This is a genomic window from Enterobacter sp. R4-368 (assembly GCF_000410515.1).
Lineage (GTDB): Bacteria > Pseudomonadota > Gammaproteobacteria > Enterobacterales > Enterobacteriaceae > Kosakonia.
Window position 1 is genome coordinate 1,201,795 of the sequence record NC_021500.1, and the last position, 26,259, is coordinate 1,228,053.

Here is a 26,259-nt window from a genome sequence, read left to right on the forward strand (position 1 = left end):
ACAATTATTCATTTACGGATAAATGCCGTTAACGCATGGATTAATTATTACTCATGTATTCATATAGGGATTGAAACGTTCTTAAAATCCTTATCACCGAAGGCGCAATCTTTACCCAAAAATCCCTGTCTGAATTAAAACGTCCGCAGATCGCGTAGCGCGCTAATTCCCCTTTTGGTACTATCGATACCCCTTTTTCTCAAGAAGATGTAATGCCTACTATGACTCAAGTCGCGAAGAAAATTCTGGTAACGTGCGCACTGCCGTACGCCAACGGCTCCATCCACCTCGGCCATATGCTGGAGCACATCCAGGCTGATGTCTGGGTCCGTTACCAGCGAATGCGCGGCCACGAGGTCAACTTCATCTGCGCCGACGATGCCCACGGCACGCCGATCATGCTGAAAGCGCAGCAACTGGGGATCACCCCGGAGCAGATGATTGCCGACATGAGTCAGGAGCATCAGACCGATTTTGCTGGCTTTAACATCAGCTACGACAACTACCACTCGACGCACAGCGACGAGAACCGCGAGCTGTCGGAGCTTATCTATACCCGCCTGAAAGAGAACGGTTTTATTAAAAACCGCACCATCTCTCAGCTCTACGATCCGGAAAAAGGCATGTTCCTGCCGGACCGTTTTGTGAAAGGCACCTGCCCGAAATGCAAATCACCGGATCAGTATGGCGATAACTGCGAAGTATGTGGCGCGACCTACAGCCCGACCGAGCTGATTGAGCCGAAGTCGGTGGTTTCCGGCGCGACGCCGGTCATGCGTGATTCCGAGCACTTCTTCTTCGATCTGCCCTCATTTAGCGAAATGTTGCAGGCGTGGACGCGCAGCGGCGCGTTGCAGGAGCAGGTGGCGAACAAAATGCAGGAGTGGTTCGAATCCGGCTTGCAGCAGTGGGATATCTCCCGCGATGCGCCTTACTTCGGTTTCGAAATTCCAGGCGCGCCGGGCAAATATTTCTACGTCTGGCTGGATGCGCCGATTGGCTACATGGGGTCGTTCAAAAACCTGTGCGACAAGCGCGGCGATACCACCAGCTTTGATGCGTACTGGAAGAAAGATTCCGACGCCGATCTGTATCACTTCATCGGTAAAGATATCGTCTATTTCCACAGCCTGTTCTGGCCCGCAATGCTCGAAGGCAGCGGTTTCCGCAAGCCGACCAACCTGTTTGTCCACGGCTACGTGACGGTGAACGGCGCGAAGATGTCCAAATCGCGCGGAACGTTTATCAAAGCCAGCACCTGGCTGAATCATTTCGACGCCGACAGCCTGCGCTATTACTACGCGGCGAAGCTCTCTTCGCGCATTGATGATATCGATCTTAACCTCGAAGATTTCATCCAGCGCGTGAATGCCGACATCGTCAACAAAGTGGTGAACCTCGCCTCGCGTAACGCCGGTTTTATCAATAAACGTTTCGACGGCGTGCTGGCGGCAGAGCTTGCAGACCCGGCGCTGTACAAAACCTTTACCGACGCGGCAGCGACCATCAGCGAAGCGTGGGAGAGCCGTGAGTTCGGCAAAGCGGTACGCGAAATTATGGCGCTGGCCGATGTGGCGAACCGTTACGTTGACGAACAAGCACCGTGGGTTGTGGCAAAACAGGAAGGCCGCGACGCCGATCTGCAGGCCATTTGCACCATGGGGCTGAACATGTTCCGCGTGCTGATGACGTGGCTGAAACCGGTTCTGCCGTCGCTGGCGGAGCGCGCCGAAGCGTTCCTCAACACGACGCTTGAGTGGGATGCCATCAACCAGCCGCTGCTCGGCCACAAAGTTAACGCCTTCAAAGCGTTGTATAACCGTATCGAAATGAAACAGGTGGAAGCACTGGTGGAAGCGTCAAAAGAGGAAGTGAAAGCGGCTGCCGCACCGGTAACCGGCGAGCTGGCGGATAACCCGATTCAGGAAACCATCAGCTTTGACGATTTCGCGAAAGTCGATCTGCGCGTGGCGCTGATTGAAAACGCCGAGTTCGTCGAAGGTTCCGACAAGCTGCTGCGCCTGACGCTGGATCTGGATGGCGAAAAACGCAATGTCTTCTCCGGCATCCGTTCCGCGTACCCGGACCCGAGCGCGCTGATCGGTCGCCTGACGGTGATGGTCGCCAACCTCGCGCCGCGCAAAATGCGTTTTGGTATCTCCGAAGGGATGGTGATGGCCGCCGGCCCTGGCGGAAAAGATATCTTCCTGTTAAGCCCCGATAGCGGCGCAAAAGCAGGCCAGCAAGTGAAATAAAAAATAAGGCGCTGAATTCAGCGCCTTTTTCTATACTCAATTTTGCATTACCAAACATTACTTCACATGGAAAACAGGGGAATATCGTGAAATTGAGTAAATTCATCGCCGCACTCTTTTCTGTCGCTTTACTCATTGGTCTGACCGGCTGTGGGGAAAAAGAGCAGAGTAAAACCTTTACCTTTGCGCAGGCGGGCACGGAAGTGACGCTGACCTATTACTACAAAGGTGACGAGGTTGAACGCCAGACCGCCAAAAATAAAATCGAGTACGCTTCCATTGGCGCGAAGACAAAAGACGAGGCGATGAAAGTGCTGGATCCGATCAGCAAAAAATACCAGAGCATTAAAGGGATCAAAGAGAGCGTGGATTATCAGGAAACCTACGCGCAAGAGACGCTGGATGTGGATTACAACGAGGTCGATTTTGCTGCGCTGAACAACCTGCAGGGTTCCGAGTTTACCGGCACGGTCAATGGCAAAATCAGCATGAAGAAATCAGAAGAGCTGCTGAAATCACGCGGCTTTAAAGAAGTGCAGTAAGTCCTGTTCTCCTTCAAGCTGCGCGTTGTTGGCGATGCCCGCCTGGCGCTAAACCATCAGCGATGCAGCCTGAAGGATTATCGATTATTCCGCTTCGGTTTTACCCTTCGGTTTTTGCTCGCGTACCGCCAGACCACGTAGGAAATAACGCATCACCTGATCGCCGCATTCGCGGAAGTTCTTATGATCCGGCGCACGCATCATGGCAGTGATTTCCGGCATCGAGATGCGGAACTGCTGGGCGGTCAGAATAGCCAGAATATCGTCAGTTTTTAACGAAAAGGCGATACGCAGCTTTTTCAGCACGATATTGTTATTCAGCTTGCGTTCAGCCACCAGCGGCGGCGCGGTTTCATCTTTGCCACGTTTTTCATAAATAAGACCGTTCAGAAACGCGGACAACACAATATCCGGGCACGGCTTATAACCTTCCTCGTCTTCTTTGCGCAACCAGGGCGCCAGCTGTTCAACGGTCACTGCCGTGTCTGCCAGTGCAAGAATGCGCACCAGCGCGGTGTTATCAGCTTGCAGGGTGTAACGCACGCTGCGCAGGATATCGTTATTAAGCATATTTGTTTCCGGAAATGATGAACCAGCGCGCAGTGTAGGCATCGCACAGGAATTTACAACCCCAACGCCTCTTTTAAATTTTTCAGATAACGTCGACTCACCGGCACCGTCAGGCCATCGCGCAGCAGTAGCTCCGCCTGGCCGTTATCTTCCAGGCGGATCTCTTTCAGGTGCGCCATATTGACCAGGTACTGGCGGTGGCAGCGCACCAGCGGCGTACGGCTCTCCAGCGTGCGCAGCGTCAGCTCGGTAAACCCCTCTTTGCCCTCCTGGCTGGTCACATACACGCCGCTCATGCGGCTACTGACAAACGCCACTTCATCCATCTGCAATAACCAGATCCGGCTGTGCCCGGTACAGGGAATGAATTTCAGCGCTTCCTGGTTTTCCGGCAGCACCGACACATCCTGCACGTTTCGCTCAAGGCGCAAGCGGCTGAGGGTTTTCTCCAGGCGGCGGGCTTCAATCGGTTTAAGCAGATAATCGAACGCGTGTTCTTCAAACGCCTGCACCGCGTATTCGTCAAACGCGGTCAGGAACACAACATACGGCCGGTTTCCCGGATCGAGCATCCCGACCATCTCCAGCCCGCTAATGCGCGGCATCTGGATATCAAGAAACAGCACATCCGGACGCAGTTTATGCACCGCGCCAATCGCTTCGACGGCGTTGCCGCACTCGCCAACAATCTCAATATCGCTCTCTTCCTGAAGCAGGATACGCAGGTTTTCCCGGGCCAGCGGTTCATCATCAACAATCAGCACTTTTAACATGCGTGTTCCTCCAGCGGGAGTCGTAGGGTAATGCGGGTAAACAGATCCGGCTCACAGGCAATAGTAATGCCGCACTCATCGCCAAACCGCGCGCGCAGGCGCTTATCCACCAGGCTCATCCCTAATCCACTGGCGTCGGTTTTCGGCTGGTACAACCCGGCATTGTCTTCAATATCCAGCACCAGATGCCGCCCGTCCTGGCTGGCGTTAATCATAATCTCGCCCACGCCGAGCAGGTGCGACGTGCCATGTTTGATGGCATTTTCCACGATCGGTTGCAGGGTAAACGCCGGAAGTTGCAGGTGCGACAGCGCTTCCGGCACATGTAATTGCACCTGCAAGCGCGACTGAAAACGCGCTTTTTCAATTTGCAGGTAGGCGTTCACATGTTCAATTTCGTCCGCCAGCGTTACCACTTCCGACGGGCGTTTTAAGTTTTTACGAAAGAACGTTGAGAGATATTGCACCAGCAACCCGGCCTGATCGCTGTCGCGGCGGATCACTGCTTTTAGCGTGTTCAGGGCATTAAACAGGAAATGCGGATTTACCTGCGCGTGCAGCAGTTTAATTTCCGACTGGGTAAGCAGCGCCTTTTGCCGCTCATACTGTCCGGCAAGGATCTGCGCCGAAAGCAGTTGCGCAATCCCCTCGCCCAGCGTGCGGTTGATGGAGCTGAACAGGCGGTTTTTCGCTTCATACAACTTAATCGTCCCCACCACGCGCTGGTTTTCGCCGCGCAGCGGGATCACCAGCGTCGAACCGAGTTTGCATTGCGGATGGAGCGAACATTGGTAAGGCACTTCGTTGCCGTCGGCATAAACCACTTCCCCGGTTTCAATGGCGCGCTGCGTCCAGACCGACGAGATGGGCCGCCCCGGCAGATGGTGATCGTCGCCGGTGCCGGTGAAGGCCAGCAGTTTTTCCCTGTCGGTTATCGCCACCGCGCCAATATCGAGCTCTTTATAGAGCACCAGCGCCACCTTCATGCTGTTCTCTTCGTTAAAACCCTGGCGCAAAAACCCTTCCGTCGACGCTGCCACTTTTAATGCAGTGGCGGAAAACGCCGAGGTGTACTTTTCGAACATTGCGCGCTTATCGAGCAGGATGCGCATAAACAGCGCCGCACCAACGGTATTGGTGACCATCATTGGCGCGGCGATGCTTTGCACCAGGTGTAACGCGCTATCAAACGGACGGGCGATAAGCAGAATAATCAGCATCTGGATCAGCTCCGCCACGCAAGTTACCGCCCCGGCGGTAAACGGGCTGAACACCAGATCGGTGCGCCCGCGTTTGATTAGCGCGCGGTGTACCAGGCCGCCGAGCAACCCTTCAACAAACGTAGAGAGCATGCAGCTAAGCGCGGTCATGCCGCCCATCGAATAGCGGTGAATACCGCCGGTTAACCCGACAAGACCGCCCACTAACGGGCCACCGAGCAGGCCGCCCATTACCGCGCCAATCGCGCGCGTGTTGGCAATAGAATCCTCGATATGCAGGCCGAAATAGGTACCGAGAATGCAGAAAATGGAGAAGGTGACATAGCACAGCAGCTTATGCGGTAAGCGCACGGTTACCTGCATCAGCGGAATAAACAGCCGCGTTTTGCTCATCAACCAGGCGATAACCAGAAACACGCACATCTGCTGAAGCAGCAGCAACACCAGATTGAACTCGTACATACCCACCACACCACATCAACTAAAGCGCGTAACATACAGGGTGTTTTCAGATGTTTCTTTGAAGCGCTGCAAAAAAATACAAAATCGTGCTCCGCATCACAAAGTAAGCCACATTGATTAACCGTTCGCACACATTTTGCGCAATTTTGCGGCTGCGCATCCTGTGCCAGGCGGCAGCGGCTACAGTTATACAGGGAGTCGGCTGGCGAGGGTAACACCATGGCGCTTTACACAATCGGTGAAGTGGCGTTGTTATGCGAAATCAACCCCGTGACGCTGCGGGCCTGGCAGCGACGTTATGGACTATTGCAACCCCAGCGCACGGATGGCGGCCACCGGTTATTCACCGAAGAGGACATTGACCGCATCCGGGAGATCAAACGCTGGATAGAGACCGGCGTGCAGGTCAGCAAAGTGCAAAAGCTGCTCTCTTCAGCGCTGGAAGAGACGCGAGATGGCTGGCGCGCCCAGCAGGAAACCGCCCTGCAATACCTGCAACAGGGCGACCCGCATCGCCTGCATCAGTGGATCAAAGAGCACGGGCGCGACTACCCGGCGCAGGCGCTGGCAACACATCTGCTTATCCCCTTACGATTGCGGCTACAAACTCAGCAGCCCGCCCTGCTGGCGATGCTGAGCCTGCTTGACGGGATCCTGATCAATTACATTTCCGGCTGCCTGACTTCTGCGCGTAAAAAACCGGGTAAAGACGCGCTGGTGATTGGCTGGAATGTGCAGGACACCACGCGCCTGTGGCTGGAGGGCTGGATGGCAAGCCAGCAGGGATGGCGGGTGGATATTCTGGCGCATGCCCTGCCCCAGTTGCGCCCGGAGATGTTCCCCGGCCGGACACTGCTGGTGTGGTGCGGCGAAACACCGGGCGAAGCACAGCAACAGCAGATGCTGGCATGGCGCGAAGCGGGGCACAGCGTCTGGTTGCTCGGCATTTAATGTTTTATTAACAACTCAACTTGCCTTTATAATGCCAGCCTGATTCAGAAGGAGCATAAAATGAAGTCTGGTAAAATTGTTGTTATCGCTATCTTTTTGCTGATGGCCATCGGCGGAATTGGTGGCGTCATGCTCGCCGGTTATTCGTTTATTGTGCGTGGCGGTGTCGGTTGAGCCGCTGCGCCAGCCGCTCAAATCCCCGATCGACAATAATCGCTGCCAGCGCCACCAGCACCGCCCCCTGTACCACATAAGCCGTATTAAAACCGCTCAGGCCAATGATGATTGGCGTCCCCAGCGTACTTGCACCGACCGTAGACGCGATAGTGGCGGTGCCGATATTAATGATCACCGACGTGCGTACCCCGGCGATGATCATCGGTGCGGCGAGCGGCAACTCCACCTTCAACAACCGCTGCCATGCGCTCATGCCCATGCCTTTCGCCACGCTTTGCACGCTTTCCGGCACCGAGGCGATCCCCGCCAGCGTGCCCTGCAAGATCGGCAATACGCCATATAGCACCAGCGCAATAATCGCCGGTTGTTTACCAAAGCCCATTACCGGCACGGCAATCGCCAGCACCGCCACCGGGGGAAAAGTTTGCCCCACGGCGGCAATGGTTTCCGCCAGCGGGCGAAATTCCCGCCCGGCAGAACGCGTGACCGCAACGCCTGCGCCAACCCCCAGCACAATCGCAATCACACTGGAAACCGCGACCAGCGAGAAATGGGCGACGGTCAGCGAAATAAAACTCTCCTGCAAATAGACCGGGCGCGGGAGCTGCGGAAAAAGTGAACTGAACAGCGCCGCGCTATGCGGTAACCAGACCAGCAGCGCAACAAACAGCGCCATCAGCCACAGCAGCGGGTCACGCAGGATCTTCACAGGCGGCCTCCACGCGCAGCAAATCGCGAAAATGCAGGCTCCCGCAGGGCTGCCCCTGCGCATTATTCACCGGCAATACTTCGCACTGCTGGGCGACAAACGCCGAGAGCGCTTCACGCAGCGTCATCGCTTCCTGAAGCGGTTCGCCGACAGCAACGCGTTCACTGCGCAGATAAGCGCTCACCTGGCGCAATGAGAGCAGCCGCACGCCAAGCTCGCTGCGGCCAAAAAACTCGCGCACAAAATCGTTACGCGGCGCGGTCAGCATCGATAACGGCGTCCCCTGCTGGACCACCTTTCCGCCATCCATCAGTACCAGGTGATCGGCCAGTTGTAAGGCTTCATCAATGTCATGCGTCACCAGCACAATGGTGCGTCCAAGCAGACGGTGAATGCGCACCATCTCCTGCTGTAACGCCGCGCGGGTTACGGGATCAAGCGCGCCGAAAGGTTCATCCATTAACAGCACTTCCGGGTCGGCGGCAAGCGCGCGGGCAACGCCCACCCGCTGCTGCTGCCCGCCGGAGAGCTGATGCGGAAAGCGCTCGCGCAGGGCAGGCTCCAGCCCCAGCAGAGCCATCAGTTCATCGACCCGCGCGTCGCGCTTCGCGCGTGACCACTTTTGCAATTGCAGCACGGTGGCTATGTTCTGCGCCACCGTCCAGTGAGGAAATAAACCTATCGACTGAATGGCATACCCCATGCGACGGCGCAGCTCCAGCACCGGCAGCGAGCGGATATCCGTCCCGGCAAAAGTAATTGTGCCTTCATCGTGTTCCACCAGCCGGTTAATCATCTTCAGGGTGGTGGATTTTCCGGAACCCGAGGTGCCAATCAGCACCGAAAACGCGCCCGTTTTAACGTGCAAATCGAGATGGCTCACCGCTGACTGCCCGGCAAAGGTTTTACTGACGTTATTAAATTCAATCATGCTGTTTCACCTTCAGCAGCGCTATCCCTAAGCCAAATAACGCATCAACGATCACCGCCATGGCGATAACCGGAATGACGCCCAGCAGTACCAGATCCAGTGCGCTGCTCAGCAGCCCCTGAAAGACCAGCGCACCAAACCCACCCGCACCGATCAATGCGGCAATCACCGCCATCCCGACCGTTTGCACCGCCACCACTCGCAGGCTGCGCAGTAGCAGCGGAAGCGCCAGCGGCACGCGCACCTGCCAGAAACGCTGGCGCGCGCTCATGCCCATCGCTTCGGCGCTTTCCAGCACCTCCTGCGGCACCTGGTTTAACCCGGCGACCACACCGCGCACCAGCGGCAGTAAGGCATAGAGGATTAACGCAATCAGCGCAGGTGTCATGCCAGTGCCGGCAATCCCCAACTGGCTAAGTTCGGGGAATTGCTTTACCAGCCCGGCTAACGGCGCAATCAGTAAGCCAAACAGCGCCACCGACGGAATGGTTTGAATAACGTTGAGCACCGCGAACACCGGCCCCTGGCGAGAGGGATGACGATAGCACCACAGCCCGATGGCAAAGCCGACCACCAGCGCAGGTAGCAACGTGCCAAACAACAGCGTTAAATGCTGCGCCAGCGCATCGTTGAACACATCCTGCCGATTGGTGTATTCGCGTAGCAGCGAGAGATTATCCAGCGCGCCGCTGAGCAATAAATAGAGAGGAAGGCACCACACCTGCGCATGCAGCAACCAGCGCCACACGGGGTTGGACACAACGCGGCGAATCGCATCGCTACAGGCCAACAGCGTTAGCGCCAGCCACAGCCACAACCCGCTGCCGGGCGATGTGCGCGCCAGCGGGCTGCCCGTCTGCACGAGATCGGTCGCCGCCCTGCCCGCGCTCCATATCAGCAGGCAGAACAGCGCTTCGGTAAACAGCAACGTTGCCACCTGCGCACCGCGACCGGGAATAAAGCTCATTGCCAGTAAGAGACAGGGCGCAAGGAGCCACAGCGCGGAAAAAAGCTGCCATAAGGCGCGGCTTTCACCGGAAACCAGCCGGTTTGGCGCATAGTTCACAAACGGCAGCCACGCCGCCAGCCCGCCCAGCACCGCCAACAGCAACAACACACGGTTATGGCAGCGTATCGAAACATCCATAGGGGTAATTATTTCACCAGGCCTTTTTCTTTCAGGTAGTCAGCCGCGACTTTCTTCGCATCCAGCCCTTCCACCGCAATACTGGCGTTGAGTTTTTGCAGCGTTTTCTCATCCAGGCTGGCAAATACCGGCTTCAGCCACGTATCGAGTTCCGGGTAGGCTTTCAGCACAGATTCGCGTACTACCGGCGTTGGTGCGTAGATGGGCTGCACACCTTTCGGGTCGCTCAGGGTTTGCAGACCGAGCGCCGCCACCGGGCCATCCGTACCGTAGGCCATCGCCGCGTTAACACCGGAGGTTTGCTGCGCCGCCGCTTTGATGGTGACCGCCGTATCGCCACCGGCCAGCGACAGCAGCTGATCCTGCTTCAATTTAAAGTCATAGGCTTTTTCAAACGCGGGCAGCGCATCGGTACGTTCAATGAATTCAGCCGACGCGGCGAGCTTAAATTCACCGCCCTGCTTCAGGTAGCGGCTCAGATCCTCAAGGGAGTTAAGTTTGTTTTTCTGCGCCACATCCTGACGCACCGCGATTGTCCAGGTGTTGTTCGCCGGGGCGGGGGTTAGCCATACCAGTTTGTTTTTTTCAGCATCCAGCTTTTTGACTTTTTCGTAGCCCTGCTGCGCGTTTTTCCACGCGGCATCGTTCTCATCTTTAAAGAAGAAGGCGCCGTTACCGGTGTACTCCGGGTAAATATCCAGCTCGCCAGAGGTGATCGCGCCGCGCACCACTGGCGTGGTGCCGAGTTGCACTTTATTGACTGTTTTTACGCCATGACTTTCCAGAACCTGCAAAATGATATTGCCCAGCAGCGCCCCTTCGGTATCAATTTTGGAACCGACCTTTACCGGCTCCGCCGCCTGCAGCGGGAGGCTCACCGCGGCAATCAACCCTATTGAGCACGCAATCTTTTTCATGATTGTCATTGTACTTCCCTCATTTTTTACCGCCTTTTTCAGCAGCTTGAGAAAAGAGCGTAGCCGAAAATTAGCGGCTTTGTCGCGTCAGAAGGTTAAACGATTAAGGAATAAGGTATAGCGAGGGAAATCAGGCCGGTTTCCCGGCCTGTGAGAGGTTAACGCAGTTCGAACTCGCCCTGGTTAACGCGTGCAGAATCAACGCCGATAAAGACATTGAATTTGCCTGGCTCCGCATCGTACTTCATCTTCTGGTTCCAGAATTTCAGCGCATTGATATCGATCGGGAAGCTAACGGTTTGGGTTTCGCCCGGTTTCAGGTTCACCTTATCAAAACCGCGCAGTTGTTTGACCGGGCGGCTCATTGACGCGGTGACATCCTGCAAATACATCTGAATAACCGTTTCGCCTTCGCGTTTGCCGGTATTGGTCACTTCAACGCTGGCGGTCACTTTGCCGGTGCGCGTCATCGACGGTGCAGACATCTTCACGTCAGAAACCTTGAAGGTGGTGTAGCTCAGGCCATAGCCAAACGGATAGAGCGGGCCGTTCGCTTCGTCGAAGTAACGAGAGGTATATTTGTTTGGTTTATCGGCATCATACGGACGCCCGGTGTTCAGGTGGCTGTAATAGACCGGGATCTGCCCGACAGAGCGCGGGAAGGACATCGGCAGCTTACCGGACGGGTTGTAGTCACCAAACAGAATATCGGCAATGGCGTTGCCGCCTTCGGTGCCGGCAAACCAGGTTTCCAGAATGGCGTCGGCTTGCTGATCCTCTTTCACCAGCGCCAGCGGGCGACCGTTCATCAGCACCAATACCAGCGGTTTGCCGGTGGCTTTCAGCGCGGCAATCAAATCACGCTGGCTCTGCGGAATGGTGATATCGGTACGGCTGGAGGCTTCATGCGCCATGCCCTGCGCTTCGCCCACTACCGCAACAACCACGTCGGATTTTTTCGCCGCGGCGACCGCTTCATCAATCATCGCTTGCGGGGAGCGCGGATCGACAACCACTGCCGGTTCATAAAGATTGAGGAAATTAACGATATCTTTGTCATTGGTGATGTTTGCCCCTTTGGCATACACCACTTCACCTTTACCAGCCAGCGCGTTACGAATACCGGTCAGCACGGTAACGGACTGATCGGCAACGCCTGCCGCAGACCAGCTGCCCATCGAATCGCGTTTGCTGTCGGCCAGCGGGCCCACCACCGCCACGGTGCCCGATTTTTTCAGCGGCAGCGTTTCCAGACGGTTTTTCAGCAGTACCATGCTTTCACGCGCCACTTCCCGCGCTTCTTTGCGGTGCAGACGGCTTTCGGCATTGGTATCTTTCGGGTCGCTCTCTTTCGGCCCCAGGTGGCTGTACGGATCGTTAAACAGCCCCATATCGTATTTCACATTCAGCACGTGGCGGGTGGCATCATCCAGCTCCGCCATCGTCACTTTGCCGGATTTCACCAGGCCCGGCAGGTATTTGCTGTAGTACTCGTCGCTCATACTCATGTTGATGCCGGATTTCAGCGCCACGCGCACGGCATCTTCCGGATCGGCGGCGGTGCCGTGTTTAATCAGCTCTTTAATCGCCCCGTGATCGGAAATGGTGATGCCTTTAAAGCCCCACTCATCACGCAGCAGATCTTTCAGCAGCCATGAATCGGAGGAAGCCGGTGTGCCGTTGAGGGAGTTCAGCGCCACCATTACGCCGCCGCTGCCAGCGTCCAGCGCGGCTTTGTACGGTGGCATATAGTCGTTGAACAGGCGCTGCGGGCTCATATCAACGGTGTTGTACTCTTTACCGCCTTCTACCGCGCCATAAGCGGCGAAGTGTTTCACGCTGGTCATCACCGCGTAGCGATCGGCCGGGCTTTTGCCCTGCATCGCTTCGACCATGGTGCGCCCCATTTCAGAGGTCAGGTACGTATCTTCGCCAAACCCTTCGGAAACGCGGCCCCAGCGCGGATCGCGCGAGACATCAACCATCGGCGCCCAGGTCATATTCAGGCCGTCGTCAGCGGCTTCATAGGCAGAAACGCGACCAACGGTTTTCACCGCATCAAGGTTAAAGCTGGAGGCAAGACCGAGGCTAATCGGGAAGACGGTACGCTGGCCGTGTACCACGTCATAGGCAAAAAACAGAGGGATTTTCAGGCGGCTTAGCTGCATCGCCTGATCCTGCATGGCGCGAATATCCTGCCGGGTGACGGTGTTAAAAATTGCGCCGACCTGGCTTGCTTTGATCATGTCGCGAATGGCTTCTTTTGGGTTATCCGGCCCGACGCTGATTAAACGCAGCTGGCCGATTTTTTCATCGACCGTCATTTTTTTGAGCAACTCAGTGACAAACGCATCCCTTGCTTCTGGCGTCAGCGGATGGTTGCCGAACATCTCTTCCGCCAGCGCTGGTTGCAGCGCGAGGCTCACAGCGACACCTACAGAACATAGCCATTTCATGTCGTTTACTCTCTTGTTTTTTCACCCATAACCGCGGTCACTGGCCGCGAAAGAAACGCAGTGTGCCATAATCCTGGCACGTGTTGCAGAGTTGGACTCTGATTTTTATGCGAATTCGCTCCCCCGTTTGGTTTTACGGGGCTAACATTAATGCGCACTTTACACGTCATCATGCATAACGCGCCAAAGCGGCAGGTCTTCACATTCTTATGACGCTTACTGAGATAAGCTTCCGGGCGCTAACGCCAGTAAAAAGCGGCCCGAAGAATGAAATGTCTTGAACAATGATTAGCCACAAGGAGTGGATAATGTCACATCCAAACAACGCGTTTATCAGCGAACTAAAACGGCTGGTTGGCGCTTCTCATCTGCTTACCGACCCGGCCAAAACGGCCCGCTATCGTAAAGGCTTTCGTTCTGGCCAGGGCAATGCGCTGGCGGTGGTTTTTCCCGGCTCGCTGGTCGAATTGTGGCGCGTTCTGCAGGCCTGTGTTAACGCCGATAAAATTATTCTGATGCAGGCGGCGAACACCGGGCTGACGGAAGGATCAACGCCAAACGGCAATGATTATGACCGGGAAATCGTAATTATCAGCACCCTGCGTCTTGATAAGCTGCATCTGCTGGATAACGGCGAACAGGTGCTGGCCTACCCTGGTACCACGCTCTATTCGCTGGAAAAAGCGCTTAAACCGCTGGGTCGCGAGCCGCATTCGGTGATCGGTTCCTCGTGCATTGGCGCATCTGTTATCGGCGGCATCTGCAATAACTCCGGCGGTTCGCTGGTGCAGCGCGGCCCGGCTTACACCGAAATGTCGCTGTTCGCGCGTATCGATGAGCAGGGCAAACTGGTGCTGGTGAACCATTTAGGCATTTCGCTGGGGGAAACGCCGGAGCAGATCCTCAGTAAACTTGATGACGATCGTGTGAGCGATAGCGACGTGCTGCACGACCAGCGCCACGGCCACGATCATGATTACGTCACCCGCGTGCGCGATGTCGATGCCGACACCCCGGCGCGTTACAACGCCGATCCGCAGCGGTTGTTCGAAGCGTCCGGCTGTGCCGGCAAACTGGCGGTTTTTGCCGTGCGTCTGGACACCTTCCCGGCCGAAACGCGCCAGCAGGTCTTCTACATCGGCACCAATCAAACGGCAGTGCTGGCGGAGATCCGCCGTCATATTCTGGCGAACTTCGACCATCTGCCGGTCGCCGGTGAGTATATGCATCGCGATATTTACGATATCGCCGAACGCTACGGCAAAGACACCTTCCTGATGATCGATAAACTCGGCACTGACAAAATGCCGTTCTTCTTCACCATGAAAGGCCGCACCGAAGCGTTACTGGAAAAAGCGACGGTGTTTAAGCCGCATTTTATTGACCGCTCATTGCAAAAAATCAGCGGCTTTTTCCCGTCTCACCTGCCGCCGCGCATGAAAGCGTGGCGCGATAAATATGAACATCACCTGCTGCTGAAAATGTCCGGCGATGGCATTGCGGAAGCAGAAAACTGGCTGAAAACCTACTTTGCCAGTGCCGAGGGGGATTTCTTTGTCTGTACGCCGGAAGAAGGGAGCAAAGCGTTTTTACACCGCTTTGCCGCCGCCGGTGCGGCGATCCGTTACCAGGCGGTTCATGCGGATGAAGTGGAAGATATTCTGGCGCTGGATATCGCGCTGCGCCGCAATGACAACGACTGGTTTGAGCATCTGCCGCCGGAAATCGACAGCCAACTGGTGCATAAACTCTATTACGGCCACTTTATGTGCCATGTTTTCCACCAGGATTACATTGTGAAAAAAGGCGTGGATGCCCATGCGCTGAAAGCGCAAATGCTGGAACTGTTACGCCAGCGTGGCGCGCAGTATCCGGCCGAGCATAACGTCGGCCATCTGTATGAAGCCGCCGAGCCGTTAAAACGTTTTTATAAAGAAAACGACCCGACAAACAGCATGAACCCCGGCATCGGTAAAACCAGCAAGCGTAAGTTCTGGCAGGAAGACGCTGCTACGGATAACGCATCGTCAACGGCGATGAAATAACCCGGCGACGGGCTGTATTGTGTGCTCCTTTCGTAATAGAGTAGCGAACAGCGCCAGAGAAACGTTTCTATGGCCGCCTGCTTTGAAGGAGCACACCCGTCATGTCAGCTGTCGATATCTTATCCGGTCCTGCGGTGGTAGTGCGCGACGCCTGCCCTGAAGACGTTCACGCCATTGCTTCGCTTTACGCCTGGCATGTTCTGCACGGCCGCGCCTCCTTTGAAGAAGTCCCGCCTACTATCGATGAAATGCGCACCCGCATGAACAACATCGCCAGAGAGGGTTTACCGTGGATGGTGGCGCTCTATCACGGCATCGTGGTCGGCTATTGCTATGCCGGTTATTACCGTCCCCGCGAGGCGTATCGCTATACCCTTGAAGAGTCGATTTACGTGGATGCCAGTATGACCGGGCGCGGCATTGGCAGTACGTTGATGAGCGCGTTGATCGCACGCTGTGAAGCGGGTCCGTGGCGGCAACTGATTGCGGTGATTGGCGATGGCAACAACAATTCCGGTTCGCTGCGACTGCATAAAAAGCACGGTTTTGAGATTGCCGGGCAGTTGCGAAGCGTCGGCTACAAGAAAGGCGACTGGCGGGATACGCTGATTATGCAGCGTCCACTCAACGACGGTGACTGGACGCTGCCGGAGTAATTAATCGTTTTGCGCGGTCTGCTCACCCGCAGACGGATTTTGCGCCATCTGCGCCGCTTTCTGGCGTTTATAGCTTAATGCAGAAGCCGGAACCGGCTGCACTTTGCCGGTTTCAATCCAGGTGCGTAAACGGCTGGCATCGGCAAAATGGGTAAGTTTGCCAAACGCATCCATCACCACCAGCGCCACCGGTTTGTTGTTAATGACGGTGCGCATCACCAGGCAGTGCCCTGCCGCATTGGTAAAGCCCGTTTTGGTTAGCTGAATGTTCCAGTTATCGCGGTACACCAGGTGGTTAGTGTTGCGAAACGGCAGCGTGTACGCCGGGTTAGAGAAGGTGGCCATCTCTTCACGTGTGGTGCTGAGCTGACCAATCAGCGGATACTGTTTGGTGGCAATCAGCAGTTTGCTCAGATCGCGGGCGGTGGAGACGTTGTGAATCGACAGCCCCGTCGGTTCCACATAGCGCGTATTCGTCATGCCTAAGGCTTTCGCTTTGGCGTTCATCGCCGCGATAAAAGCGTTATAACCGCCCGGATAGTGGTGCGCAAGGCTTGCTGCCGCGCGGTTTTCCGAGGACATCAGCGCCAGCAGCAGCATATCTTTACGGCTGATTTCGCTATTGAGGCGCACGCGAGAATAGATCCCTTTCATCTCCGGCGTCTGGCTGATATCCACTTTGAGTTTCTCATCCAGCGGCAGGTGCGCATCCAGTACCACCATCGCCGTCATCAGCTTGGTAATGGAAGCAATAGGACGCACCAGATCAGGGTGGCTGGAGTAGATAACCTGATTGGTTTGCAGATCGACAATCATCGCGCTACCTGAAGCGATTTCAGGTTGTGCGGCGGTGGTCGCCGCTGTGGTTTTCGCGACGGCAAACGGCGCCACGGGCGCAGCCAGGATTAACGCCAGGCTTAATAAGGAAACTCGAAATTTCTGCATGGTGAGACTTCTGAAAATTATTCACGCACGTTATTACGCACACCGCTTCTGTCAGCCGGAGCAATAACAGAGCTGGCTTTGGCATAATAGCCGCCACGCAGGGTTGTCGCCAGAGGATAATCGTTGCGAGAGATTGCGTTGCCGACATTTACGCCAGCAACGCAACAGGTTTAGAACAAGCGATAACCGTAACCCCACAGGATCACCGTCAGCGCCAGCAGCACTTCGAGCACCAGCACCCCGATCGCCAGCGTCGAGCTTGAAAAACTTAAGCCCTCTTCTTTATTGATATTCAGGAAGGTCGGGATACCGACATACAGCAAGTAGCCGGTGTAAAACAGCGCCACCGTCCCCACCAGCGCGCAAAGCCAGACCAGCGGATAAAGCGCCACAATCCCACTGAGAAACAGCGGCGTCGCCACATAACCGGCGAACACCATACAGCGCCCTAATGAAGGCCGCTGTGGCAAGCTACGCGCCATCCACCAGATAACGCGGCCCATCACCGCCACGCCTCCGAGCATCAACGCATAGAACAGCACCGCCAGATAGAAACCGGTAAACAATGACAGCGTCACCACACTGTTTTCGCCAAAATTCCAGCCGATTTGCGTGGTACCAATAAACGCGCATACAACCGGAATGGCCGCCATGATTAATACATGGTGGGTGTAGTGATGCGAAATTGTCTCGTTTTCGCCTTTGATAACCTGCATTTCACGATCGGGATGGGAAAAGAGTCCCCAGACATGGTTCATAACGCCCCCTCGCTGACAGCCCGAACATCGACACTGTCAGTATAATTCACTATTGCGATTATTTTTTGTACAGCAACAAAAATGCCGCGACAACGAAACGGCGTCATTCCGGCGAAGGCGCGATATCGGGTGTATGCTTATAAGCGTTTTACCGGGAGGACGTAAAAACAATGGATATCAATCATCTGATTAGCCAGTACGGCTACGCCGCGCTGGTGATTGGCAGTGTGGCTGAAGGAGAGACAATTACGCTGCTGGGCGGTGTTGCCGCGCATCAGGGGCTGTTACGGTTCTGGCTGGTGGTGGTATCCGTGGCGCTTGGCGGCATGATCGGCGATCAGCTGCTTTATCTGGTCGGCAGACGCTACGGCACGAAAATCCTGCGCCGCTTCTCCCGCCACCGGGAAAAAATCCACCAGGCGCAGTCGCTCATCCGCCGCCATCCCTACCTGTTTGTTATCGGCTCACGTTTTATGTACGGCTTTCGCATTATTGGCCCATTGTTGATTGGCACCAGTCGCTTGCGACCGAAAATCTTTCTGCCGCTTAACATTGTTGGCGCCATCGTCTGGGCGCTGCTGTTTACCACCCTCGGTTACGTAGGCGGAGAAGTGATTGGCCCGTGGCTGCACCAGTTCGACCAGCATGTAAAACGCTGGATCTGGCTGATTCTTGCCATCGTGCTGGTGGTTGCGCTGCGCTGGTGGTTCCATCATCGGCGGAAAAAACGCCAGCGCAACGCGTCAAACGACTAAGCCGTTTTCGGTTTGAACTGCGGGTTAGCCAGCATAAAACCGCCATCAATAATCAACGATTGTCCGGTGGTGTAGCTGGCATGTTCTGAACAGAGCCAGGCGACCATGCTGGCTATCTCTTTGGTGGTGCCCGGTCTTGTCAGTGGAACAATGGGTAACGACCCCGGTTTTGCATCTTCGTCGCGCATGTTATTCATCGGCGTGGCTATTGCCCCCGGCGCGACGGCGTTTACCAGAATGTTGTGATCCACCAGCTCCAGCGCCATCGATTTGGTTAAGCCGCCGAGCGCGTGTTTGGCTGCAGTATAGGCGCTGGCGTCCGGCAACGGCGTATGCTCATGCACCGAGGTGATATTGACGATGCGCCCGCCCTGCCCCTGCTGCACCATGTGCCTGGCGGCGATTTGCGAGCAGAGAAACGCGCCGTCGACATCAACGGTGAAAATGCTGCGCCAGTCATCAAATTTCATATCAAGAAACGGGGCTTTGCTCATCGCCCCGGCGTTATTCACCAGCACATCGATACGCCCGAAGCGGGAAATCAATGTCTCAATCGCCTGCGCCCCTTCCGGCAACTGGCTGAGATCGAGATGGGTGGTTTCCGCCCGCCGCCCAAGATCCTCAATATGCAACGCAGCCTCTTTCGCGCCGTTTTCATCCGAATGCCAGGTAATGCCGATATCAAATCCCTGTTCGGCCAGCATCAGTGCACACTGTCGGCCAATCCCGGAATCGGCGGCGGTCACAATCGCAACTTTGGTTACAGGCATAGGTCGTCCTCTGGTTAACAAATAGACAGGTAAGTATAGGAAAAAGGCACAACTGCGTGAGATTGCCTACGCTTTTAACTACCTGCATATAAAAAGGACGAAGAAAATGATGAAGATACTGCTTTGGGCAATCCTGATTATCTTTCTGATTGGTCTGCTGGTGGTCACCGGCGTATTTAAGATGATCTTCTAAAGTAGCGCCGGGTAGCGGGCGCTACCCGGCATGGCGGGTTAATTCCCCTTCGCGCTGTAATTCACCGGCACCCAGCGATAGCCACTCTCCGCTTTCATCACTTTACCCATACCGGGGAAAGCGATATGCGCCGCTGCCACCCAGTCACCTTCGCGCGCGACCTGCGCCAGCACCTTTTCCCGGGTTTTTACCGCCTGCTGCTGGTTAACGTCAAAATGGATCGCCACTTCCGGCTGCGGTAATTGCACCGGATGCGCGTGAATAATATCGCCCCACAGCATCAGCGTCTTACCGCCGTGAGTGACGCGGTAAATCACGCTGCCTGGCGTATGCCCCGGCGCCGGGATCGCTTCAATGCCGGGGATAATTTGCGTCGGCGCGCGGAAAGGGCTGAGCTTACCGGTATCTATCACCGGGCGCAGTGAGCGCTCGGATTCCGCAAAAGTATGGCGCTGCCCCTCTTCCACCTCTTTTTCATGTGCCGGGTTGAGCCAGAAATCAACATCCCGCTGATCGACCCGTACGGTGGCATTGGCGAACACCGGTTTGCCGTCGCGCTGTATGCCGCCGGAGTGATCGGCATGGATATGCGTCAGCAGCACGGTATCGATGGTGGCCGGATCAATACCCGCCGCACGCAGGTTTTCCGGCAGATGGCCGCCTGCGTCGCCAAACAACTGCCCGGCACCGGCATCCACCAGAATTAATTGCTTACCGGTGTTAATCACAAAGGCGTTGATCGAGGTTTCGGCATTGACGGGTAAACTGGCCTGCGCCATCCGTTCCTGCAACTGCACCGGCGTGATATGGGTCAGCAGTTTGTCGAATGGCACCGCGACGGTGCCATCGGAAACGGCGGTGATTTGCCAGTCGCCCATTGCCATACGGTAAAAGCCCGGCGCTTGCGGCTGGTGCGTTGAAAGCGGTGTGGCGGCAATAGCGCCAAAACTCAAACCTGCCGTCACCAGCGCCAACAGAAGTGGATAATGTTTCATACTCTTCTCCAGTCGTTTTCATTGCGCCAGTATCCGGCAACGGCTACTATCACTCCAATTGATTGGAGCAATAATGACTATCAAAGAGAATGATTTTCGCAAAATCGATCTTAACTTGCTGATCGCCTTTGCCGTGCTGTTTCGCGAACAGAGCGTTTCCGCCGCGGCGGATAAGCTGCATCTGGGTCAACCGGCGGTGAGCGGCGTGCTGTCACGCCTGCGCGCGCTGTTTGACGACCCGCTGTTTATCCGTAGCGGCCATAAAATGCAGCCGACGGCCCGCGCCATCGAACTGCATACGGAACTGCTACCGCTGCTGGAACAATTGCAGAGTGCCCTGTTTCAGCAAACGGCCTTTGATCCGCAGACTGCCAGCGTCACGCTGACGCTTGGCATGGCGGACTGGGTGGAAATGTGGCTGATGCCAAAGCTGATCCCGGCGCTGCAACAGGCCGCGCCCGGCATGCGTCTGAATGTGGTGGCCAGCGATCCATTCAGCGATGCCGGTCGGCTGGAAGGCGGCGAAATGGATATGGCAATAAGCGTCGCCGAGGCCGGGCCGCGCTGGCTGGAGCGCGAAGTGCTGACCACCATGCCGTTTATCACGCTCTGGCACCCGCAGCAGCTGACGTTGAGCGCACCGCTGGATATCGATACTTTTGCCGCACAGCCGCATTTAATGGTCAGCTACCGGGAAGCCACCAGCAGCCACTTCGACACGCTACTGGCCAAAACCGGCCATCAGCGCCGCATCCACTACACCACGCCGCACTTCGCCGCCCTGCCGGGATTACTGGAGACCATGCCAGCCCTGGCGACCGTACCGGCAGGCCTGGCGCAGGAGTGGCAGCGCAGACGAGGATTTGCGAGCAGCCCGCTGCCGCTCGATGTGCAGCCAATTGAGCTGGCGATGCTGTGGCATCAGCGCCACAGCAGCGATCCGGCGGTAATGTGGCTGAAAGAGTTTATTGCTAAGCGCCTTAACTGACGCGTTCTGCCCGGTTTGCGCGGGCGGAGTGCGGGTTATTTCAGGCTCTCGCCGTTACTGGCGATGACAGCGCGATACCAGCAGAAATAGTTCTTACTGCTGCATACCGGAGCCGCTGCCGTTATCTCACGTTCGACATCAATAAAACTGCAACGTCTGGCGATCTCCGCTTTGGCGGCGCTTTCCAGATCAATCGGCTTTCACCGGGTGTAACTCATCACCACTTGTGCGCGCGGCCGCCACCCGGCACCACTACAACAACGTTGTTTACTGTTTTGGCGCTATTCATTCAGACCCCGGAAACAAAAAAACCTGACCTCCGGCAGTTGCCAGATGATCAGGTTTCGCCTGCTTGCACAGTAACAACCCACACCCGCACTTCAACCCAGCTTTATTCGAGCGCATAACGAGACAGCCTGCGAAAGGTTCACCGGCGCGTGTCAGACGCCAACGCGGCTGCGCTGGCGGGCGATCGCTTGTGCGATATCGGCGGAATGTTTATAGGCGCGGATCTCGGTAAACAACTCGCTGGCCTCAGAATATTCTTTGCGTAAATAGCCGAGCCACTGTTTGATGCGCGCAACGTGATACAAACCGGTATCGCCCTGCTTTTCCAGCCGCGAATATTTCGCCAGTAGCGCTACAACCTCCGGCCACGGCATACGCGGCTCGTTGTACTTCACCACCCGGCTCAGATTCGGCACATTCAGTGCGCCACGACCAATCATCACCGCATCGCAGCCGGTGGCGGCCATACAATCCTGCGCACTTTGCCAGTCCCAGATCTCGCCATTGGCAATCACCGGAATGGTTAACCGCTTGCGGATCTCGCCGATGGCGTGCCAGTTAATGCACTCCGCTTTGTAGCCATCTTCTTTGGTGCGCCCGTGTACCACCAGTTCGCTGGCGCCGGCCTGCTGTACCGCATCGGCAATTTCAAACGCGCGTGCGGGGCTGTCCCAGCCAAGACGCACTTTTACCGTCACCGGCAGGTGCGACGGCACCGCTTCACGCATCGCTTTTGCGCCACGGTAAATAAGCTCAGGATCTTTGAGCAACGTCGCGCCACCACCGCTGCCGTTGACCAGCTTCGACGGGCAACCACAGTTGAGATCGACGCCCCAGGAGCCCAGTTCAACCGCGCGCGCCGCATTTTCCGCCAGCCACTGCGGGTATTGTCCTAAGAGTTGAATACGCACCAGCGTACCGGAAGGCGTACGGCTTTGACGATGCAGTTCCGGGCAGATTTTATAGAAGGATTTTACCGGCAGGCGTTGATCCACCACGCGCAAGAATTCGGTGATGCATAAATCATAATCGTTAACCTCGGTCAGCAGCTCGCGCACCAGCGAATCGAGCACGCCTTCCATCGGCGCCAGTAATACACGCATATCTCGCCCCATAAAAAAGAGGCGCCATAGTAGCGTCTCTGTTCAGGCGTGGAAAGTGCCTTTCTTCACTACACTTTTGGCTATATCGCGCGGTAAATCTTGTGGGAATGCATAACGTTCCTGAATGGAATGTTTGGTATGCTCACAATTCATGATGTGATCAGTAGCACGTTTTTCGCTTTAATTGTATGATGAATGCGTTTCGACAAGGGCTTTCACCATGAGTAACTCACTGAATATTTTCTGGCAGTACCTTCGTGCGTTTGTGCTTATTTACGCTTGTCTCTACGCAGGCATTTTTGTTTCATCGCTGCTGCCTATTGCTATTCCGGGCAGCATTATCGGCATGCTGATTATGTTCGTGCTGCTGGCGCTGCAAATTCTGCCCGCCAAATGGGTAAATCCCGGCTGCTTTATTTTGATCCGTTACATGGCGCTGCTGTTCGTGCCCATCGGTGTTGGCGTAATGCAATATTACGACCTGTTGCGCGCGCAGTTCGGCCCGATTGTTGTTTCCTGTGCGGTGAGCACAATTATCGTCTTTTTGGTGGTGAGCTGGAGCACCCATCTGGTGCACGGCGAGCGTAAGGTGGCAGGACAAAAAGGGCAGAAAGAATGATGGCGTATATCTGGTGGTCGTTACCGCTGACACTGGCGGTGTTTTTCGCCGCGCGTAAACTCGCCACGCGTTTCAAGCTACCGCTGCTCAACCCGCTGCTGGTGGCGATGGTGGTGATTATCCCGATCCTGCTGGTAACGGGCATTCCGTATGACCACTACTTCCAGGGCAGTAAAATTCTTAACGATCTGCTGCAACCCGCTGTTGTTGCGCTGGCGTTTCCGCTCTATGAGCAGTTACATCAGATTCGCGCCCGCTGGAAATCGATCATTACTATCTGCTTTATCGGCAGCATGGTGGCGATGTTTTCCGGTACCGCTGTGGCGCTGCTGATGGGCGCGACACCAGAAATTGCGGCGTCGATATTACCCAAATCCGTCACCACACCGATCGCGATGGCGGTTGGCGGCAGCATTGGCGGTATCCCGGCAATCAGTGCGGTCTGCGTGATCTTTGTTGGCGTATTGGGCGCGGTGTTCGGCCATACCTTGCTGAACCTGATGCGTATCACCACGAAATCGGCACGCGGGCTGGCAATGGGCACCGCCTCGCATGCGCTGGGCACCGCGCGCTGCGCCGAGCTGGATTATCAGGAAGGGGCTTTCAGTTCGCTGGCGCTGGTGATTTGCGGGATTATCACTTCGCTGGTCGCCCCGTTTCTGTTCCCGGTTATCCTCGCGCTGCTGGGCTAAAATTTGCGATACGTCGCGCATTTTTCGTTTGAGTTTCATAAGTTGCACATACAGTGTGAAGTGAATCACACATAGAGGCCAGGCAGCCCCGTAAACTACGATTCCAATACACTGCTATGAGGCACCGCTATGCATTCACGTTTTCACACTGCTTTTTCCGGGCTTGCGGAGAATTTACAGACCGCACTGGCTCCTCTGCTGGCGGATGAGCACTTCCCCGCCATGCTGAGCGCAGAGCAGGTGGCAACATTGCAAAGCGCGACGGGGCTGGACGAGGACGCGCTGGCGTTTGCGTTGCTGCCGCTCGCCGCCGCCTGCGCCCGCACCGACCTTTCCCACTTTAACGTGGGCGCGATTGCGCGTGGCGTCAGCGGAACATGGTACTTCGGTGCCAATATGGAGTTTTCTGGCGCGACAATGCAGCAAACCGTGCATGCCGAGCAGAGCGCTATCAGCCACGCCTGGCTGCGCGGTGAAAAAGCGCTCTCTTCCATCACCGTCAACTACACGCCGTGCGGCCACTGCCGCCAGTTTATGAATGAACTGAACAGCGGTCTGAATCTGCGCATTAACCTGCCGGGTCGCGCGCCGCATACGCTGGGCGATTACCTGCCGGACGCGTTTGGTCCAAAAGATCTCGACATCAAAACGTTGTTAATGGATCAACAGGATCACGGTTTTTCACTGCGCGGAGATGACGTCGCGCAGGCAGCTATTCACGCGGCCAATAAAAGCCACTCGCCCTACACGACTTCGCCGTCAGGCGTGGCAATTCTTTGTCGCGACGGGCGCATCTTCAGCGGTAGCTACGCGGAAAACGCCGCCTTCAACCCAACGCTGCCGCCATTGCAGGGTGCGCTGAATCTGCTTAGCCTCAGCGGTTTTGATTACGCGGATATTCAACGCGCCGTACTGGCGGAACGCGCCGATGCACCGCTCACCCAATGGGATGCCACCGCCGCCACGTTGCGCGCGCTGGGATGTGAGAAGGTCGAACGCGTTTTGCTGAGTAAATGATCCTCGCTGCGGGTTCGTGCCCGCAGTGATGAAAAACCCCGCAATTGAACTACCGTTTCTTGCGCTTGCCGTACGGGTAAAGTAGCCTGAGGGACATTCTAATCCTGTTCGAGTCTGCTGCATGTTAAAGCGTTTTACTTACAGCCTGTTAGTCCTTATCGGCTTACTGCTGTTAACTGCGCTTGGCTTAGACCGCTGGATGAGCTGGAAAACCGCCCCCTATATATACGACGACCTGCAGGATCTCCCCTGGCGCCAGGTCGGCGTTGTCCTCGGCACCGCGAAGTACTACCGCACTGGCGTTATCAATCAATATTACCGCTACCGGATTCAGGGCGCGCTTAATGCATATAACAGCGGCAAGGTTAACTACCTGTTGCTGAGCGGCGATAACGCGCTGCAAAGCTACAACGAACCGATGACCATGCGTAAGGATTTGATTGCCGCCGGTGTCGATCCTGCCGACATCGTGCTCGATTACGCCGGTTTCCGCACGCTGGATTCGATTGTGCGCACCCGCAAAGTCTTCGACACGAACGATTTCATCATCATTACCCAGCGTTTCCACTGCGAACGCGCGTTATTTATCGCCCGGCATATGGGCATCCAGGCGCAGTGTTACGCCGTGCCGTCGCCGAAAGATATGTGGAGCGTACGCGTACGCGAGTTTGGTGCGCGGTTGGGCACAATTGCCGATCTTTACATGTTCAAGCGAGAGCCGCGCTTCCTCGGCCCGCTGGTGCCGATTCCGTCAATGCAGGAAGTGCCGGACGATGCGCAAGGCTACCCGGCCGTCACCGCCGAGCAGCTTATCGATATGCAAAAGAAAGGAAAAAACTGAAGCATCAGTTAATGGATGCGTTGCGGCTGTTGGTTTTTACTGGACGGACAAGCGTAAAACCACGCTCAACAAAATGGCGATGATCGATAACCGCACGGCTGGTTTTATCGAGCGTCCAGTGGCCATTTAACGCGTTGAAGGACAAGGCTTTCTCCCCATCCGGCGTATTAACCAGGTATTCCCCGCTTTTTAAGTACCCTGCGCTACACACGATGCGCGCGGGCGGGCTGTTCTTCATTCTGAACTCGATTTTGCGAAAGCCGGTCGGTACCGGGCAAAAGTAAAAAAACGGCAATGCAGTGATTTTGATATCGCCAAGTGAGGCAATCACGTCGCCATCGCGCAACAGTTCGACATTTTTCAAAGAGAAGTTAACGGGTGAGTTTTTTTCATGCGGTAAATTATCAACAGTAAAATAAACAAAATTCATAAGCGCCCCTGAGCTGCGGATACAACACCATTCACAGATTCATTCTTTCAAGCG

Annotated in this window: 27 protein-coding genes; 13 read left to right on the forward strand and 14 right to left on the reverse strand. The window is 55.8% G+C overall.

From position 1 onward, the window contains the following. The first annotated feature begins 221 nt into the window (after positions 1-221). The gene (gene metG, locus H650_RS05590) at positions 222-2,255 is read left to right on the forward strand and encodes a methionine--tRNA ligase (RefSeq protein ID WP_044489687.1); all 2,034 of its coding nucleotides are present in this window, start codon (positions 222-224) and stop codon (positions 2,253-2,255) included. An 86-nt stretch (positions 2,256-2,341) separates the two neighbouring features. Beyond that, on the forward strand, positions 2,342-2,797 hold the full coding sequence (locus tag H650_RS05595; RefSeq protein ID WP_020454356.1) for a YehR family lipoprotein: 456 nt from the start codon (positions 2,342-2,344) through the stop codon (positions 2,795-2,797). Between the two features lie 84 nt (positions 2,798-2,881). Here the strand turns inward: H650_RS05595 and H650_RS05600 are convergent, their stop codons facing one another. The 3 genes from H650_RS05600 to H650_RS05610 are packed head-to-tail and all read right to left on the reverse strand — an operon-like array spanning position 2,882 to position 5,822. Then, entirely contained in the window at positions 2,882-3,367 is a 486-nt protein-coding gene (locus H650_RS05600) for a YehS family protein (RefSeq protein WP_020454357.1), read from the reverse strand. A 53-nt stretch (positions 3,368-3,420) separates the two neighbouring features. After that, entirely contained in the window at positions 3,421-4,140 is a 720-nt protein-coding gene (gene btsR, locus H650_RS05605; protein WP_017459820.1) for a two-component system response regulator BtsR, read from the reverse strand. Beyond that, positions 4,134-5,822, reverse strand: coding sequence for a sensor histidine kinase (locus H650_RS05610; protein WP_020454358.1), 1,689 nt, complete (start codon positions 5,820-5,822; stop codon positions 4,134-4,136). Before H650_RS05610 ends, btsR begins: the two co-directional genes overlap by 7 nt. Positions 5,823-6,041: 219 nt before the next feature. Between H650_RS05610 and mlrA the strand changes: the two genes are divergently transcribed. Continuing rightward, positions 6,042-6,773: an HTH-type transcriptional regulator MlrA gene (gene mlrA, locus H650_RS05615; protein ID WP_020454360.1), complete on the forward strand. Its 732-nt coding sequence runs from the start codon at positions 6,042-6,044 to the stop codon at positions 6,771-6,773. Positions 6,774-6,833: 60 nt separating this feature from the next. Then, the gene (locus H650_RS25165) at positions 6,834-6,947 is read left to right on the forward strand and encodes a protein YohO (RefSeq protein ID WP_020454361.1); all 114 of its coding nucleotides are present in this window, start codon (positions 6,834-6,836) and stop codon (positions 6,945-6,947) included. On the opposite strand, the gene H650_RS05620 is transcribed toward H650_RS25165, so the two are convergent. The 5 genes from H650_RS05620 to bglX form a co-directional block, all read right to left on the reverse strand. Further along, entirely contained in the window at positions 6,922-7,659 is a 738-nt protein-coding gene (locus H650_RS05620; protein ID WP_020454362.1) for an ABC transporter permease, read from the reverse strand. The two genes, H650_RS25165 and H650_RS05620, sit on opposite strands and share 26 nt — an antisense overlap. Continuing rightward, positions 7,643-8,590: an ABC transporter ATP-binding protein gene (locus tag H650_RS05625; protein ID WP_020454363.1), complete on the reverse strand. Its 948-nt coding sequence runs from the start codon at positions 8,588-8,590 to the stop codon at positions 7,643-7,645. The genes H650_RS05620 and H650_RS05625 overlap by 17 nt, the downstream gene beginning before the upstream one ends. Further along, a complete protein-coding gene (locus H650_RS05630; RefSeq protein WP_020454364.1) occupies positions 8,583-9,737 on the reverse strand; it encodes an ABC transporter permease in 1,155 nt (384 codons plus the stop codon). Before H650_RS05630 ends, H650_RS05625 begins: the two co-directional genes overlap by 8 nt. 8 nt (positions 9,738-9,745) lie before the next feature. After that, positions 9,746-10,663, reverse strand: a complete 918-nt coding sequence (osmF, locus tag H650_RS05635) for a glycine betaine ABC transporter substrate-binding protein OsmF (RefSeq protein ID WP_020454365.1) — start codon at positions 10,661-10,663, stop codon at positions 9,746-9,748. 149 nt (positions 10,664-10,812) lie between these two features. Next, positions 10,813-13,110 (reverse strand): beta-glucosidase BglX, encoded by a 2,298-nt coding sequence (gene bglX, locus H650_RS05640; protein WP_044489420.1) that lies wholly within the window; start codon positions 13,108-13,110, stop codon positions 10,813-10,815. 308 nt (positions 13,111-13,418) lie between these two features. Here bglX and dld point away from each other — a divergent pair, with 308 nt between their 5' ends. Next, positions 13,419-15,155: a D-lactate dehydrogenase gene (dld, locus tag H650_RS05645; RefSeq protein WP_020454367.1), complete on the forward strand. Its 1,737-nt coding sequence runs from the start codon at positions 13,419-13,421 to the stop codon at positions 15,153-15,155. Between the two features lie 101 nt (positions 15,156-15,256). Beyond that, positions 15,257-15,811 (forward strand): GNAT family N-acetyltransferase, encoded by a 555-nt coding sequence (locus H650_RS05650; RefSeq protein WP_020454368.1) that lies wholly within the window; start codon positions 15,257-15,259, stop codon positions 15,809-15,811. Here H650_RS05650 and pbpG read toward each other — a convergent pair whose 3' ends face one another. Beyond that, complete coding sequence (gene pbpG, locus H650_RS05655) at positions 15,812-16,756, reverse strand: D-alanyl-D-alanine endopeptidase (protein ID WP_020454369.1); 945 nt, start codon at positions 16,754-16,756, stop codon at positions 15,812-15,814. A gap of 170 nt (positions 16,757-16,926) precedes the next feature. Then, the gene (locus H650_RS05660) at positions 16,927-17,514 is read right to left on the reverse strand and encodes a Yip1 family protein (protein ID WP_020454370.1); all 588 of its coding nucleotides are present in this window, start codon (positions 17,512-17,514) and stop codon (positions 16,927-16,929) included. Positions 17,515-17,684: 170 nt separating this feature from the next. Here H650_RS05660 and H650_RS05665 point away from each other — a divergent pair, with 170 nt between their 5' ends. Next, the gene (locus H650_RS05665; RefSeq protein WP_020454371.1) at positions 17,685-18,269 is read left to right on the forward strand and encodes a DedA family protein; all 585 of its coding nucleotides are present in this window, start codon (positions 17,685-17,687) and stop codon (positions 18,267-18,269) included. Here H650_RS05665 and H650_RS05670 read toward each other — a convergent pair. After that, a complete protein-coding gene (locus H650_RS05670) occupies positions 18,266-19,039 on the reverse strand; it encodes an SDR family oxidoreductase (RefSeq protein ID WP_020454372.1) in 774 nt (257 codons plus the stop codon). The genes H650_RS05665 and H650_RS05670 overlap by 4 nt on opposite strands. Before the next feature lie 109 nt (positions 19,040-19,148). On the opposite strand from H650_RS05670, the gene yohP reads away from it, so the two are divergent. Next, on the forward strand, positions 19,149-19,232 hold the full coding sequence (yohP, locus tag H650_RS24375) for a small membrane protein YohP (RefSeq protein WP_000698460.1): 84 nt from the start codon (positions 19,149-19,151) through the stop codon (positions 19,230-19,232). Positions 19,233-19,270: 38 nt separating this feature from the next. Here the strand turns inward: yohP and H650_RS05675 are convergent, their stop codons facing one another. After that, the gene (locus H650_RS05675; protein ID WP_020454373.1) at positions 19,271-20,227 is read right to left on the reverse strand and encodes an MBL fold metallo-hydrolase; all 957 of its coding nucleotides are present in this window, start codon (positions 20,225-20,227) and stop codon (positions 19,271-19,273) included. A gap of 73 nt (positions 20,228-20,300) precedes the next feature. On the opposite strand from H650_RS05675, the gene H650_RS05680 reads away from it, so the two are divergent. Beyond that, the gene (locus H650_RS05680; protein WP_020454374.1) at positions 20,301-21,215 is read left to right on the forward strand and encodes a LysR family transcriptional regulator; all 915 of its coding nucleotides are present in this window, start codon (positions 20,301-20,303) and stop codon (positions 21,213-21,215) included. Positions 21,216-21,655: 440 nt separating this feature from the next. Here H650_RS05680 and dusC read toward each other — a convergent pair whose 3' ends face one another. Further along, a complete protein-coding gene (dusC, locus tag H650_RS05685; protein WP_020454375.1) occupies positions 21,656-22,606 on the reverse strand; it encodes a tRNA dihydrouridine(16) synthase DusC in 951 nt (316 codons plus the stop codon). A 220-nt stretch (positions 22,607-22,826) separates the two neighbouring features. On the opposite strand from dusC, the gene H650_RS05690 reads away from it, so the two are divergent. From H650_RS05690 to sanA, 4 genes are all read left to right on the forward strand, one after another. Then, positions 22,827-23,225 carry a CidA/LrgA family protein gene (locus H650_RS05690; protein WP_020454376.1) on the forward strand — a complete coding sequence of 133 codons (399 nt, stop codon included), beginning with the start codon at positions 22,827-22,829 and terminating at the stop codon, positions 23,223-23,225. Continuing rightward, positions 23,222-23,917: a CidB/LrgB family autolysis modulator gene (locus H650_RS05695; protein ID WP_020454377.1), complete on the forward strand. Its 696-nt coding sequence runs from the start codon at positions 23,222-23,224 to the stop codon at positions 23,915-23,917. Before H650_RS05690 ends, H650_RS05695 begins: the two co-directional genes overlap by 4 nt. A 129-nt stretch (positions 23,918-24,046) precedes the next feature. Next, positions 24,047-24,934 carry a cytidine deaminase gene (gene cdd, locus H650_RS05700; protein ID WP_020454378.1) on the forward strand — a complete coding sequence of 296 codons (888 nt, stop codon included), beginning with the start codon at positions 24,047-24,049 and terminating at the stop codon, positions 24,932-24,934. Between the two features lie 121 nt (positions 24,935-25,055). Continuing rightward, entirely contained in the window at positions 25,056-25,775 is a 720-nt protein-coding gene (sanA, locus tag H650_RS05705; RefSeq protein ID WP_020454379.1) for an outer membrane permeability protein SanA, read from the forward strand. 4 nt (positions 25,776-25,779) lie between these two features. Here sanA and H650_RS05710 read toward each other — a convergent pair whose 3' ends face one another. Further along, the gene (locus H650_RS05710; RefSeq protein ID WP_020454380.1) at positions 25,780-26,205 is read right to left on the reverse strand and encodes a hypothetical protein; all 426 of its coding nucleotides are present in this window, start codon (positions 26,203-26,205) and stop codon (positions 25,780-25,782) included. Positions 26,206-26,259 lie beyond the last annotated feature (54 nt).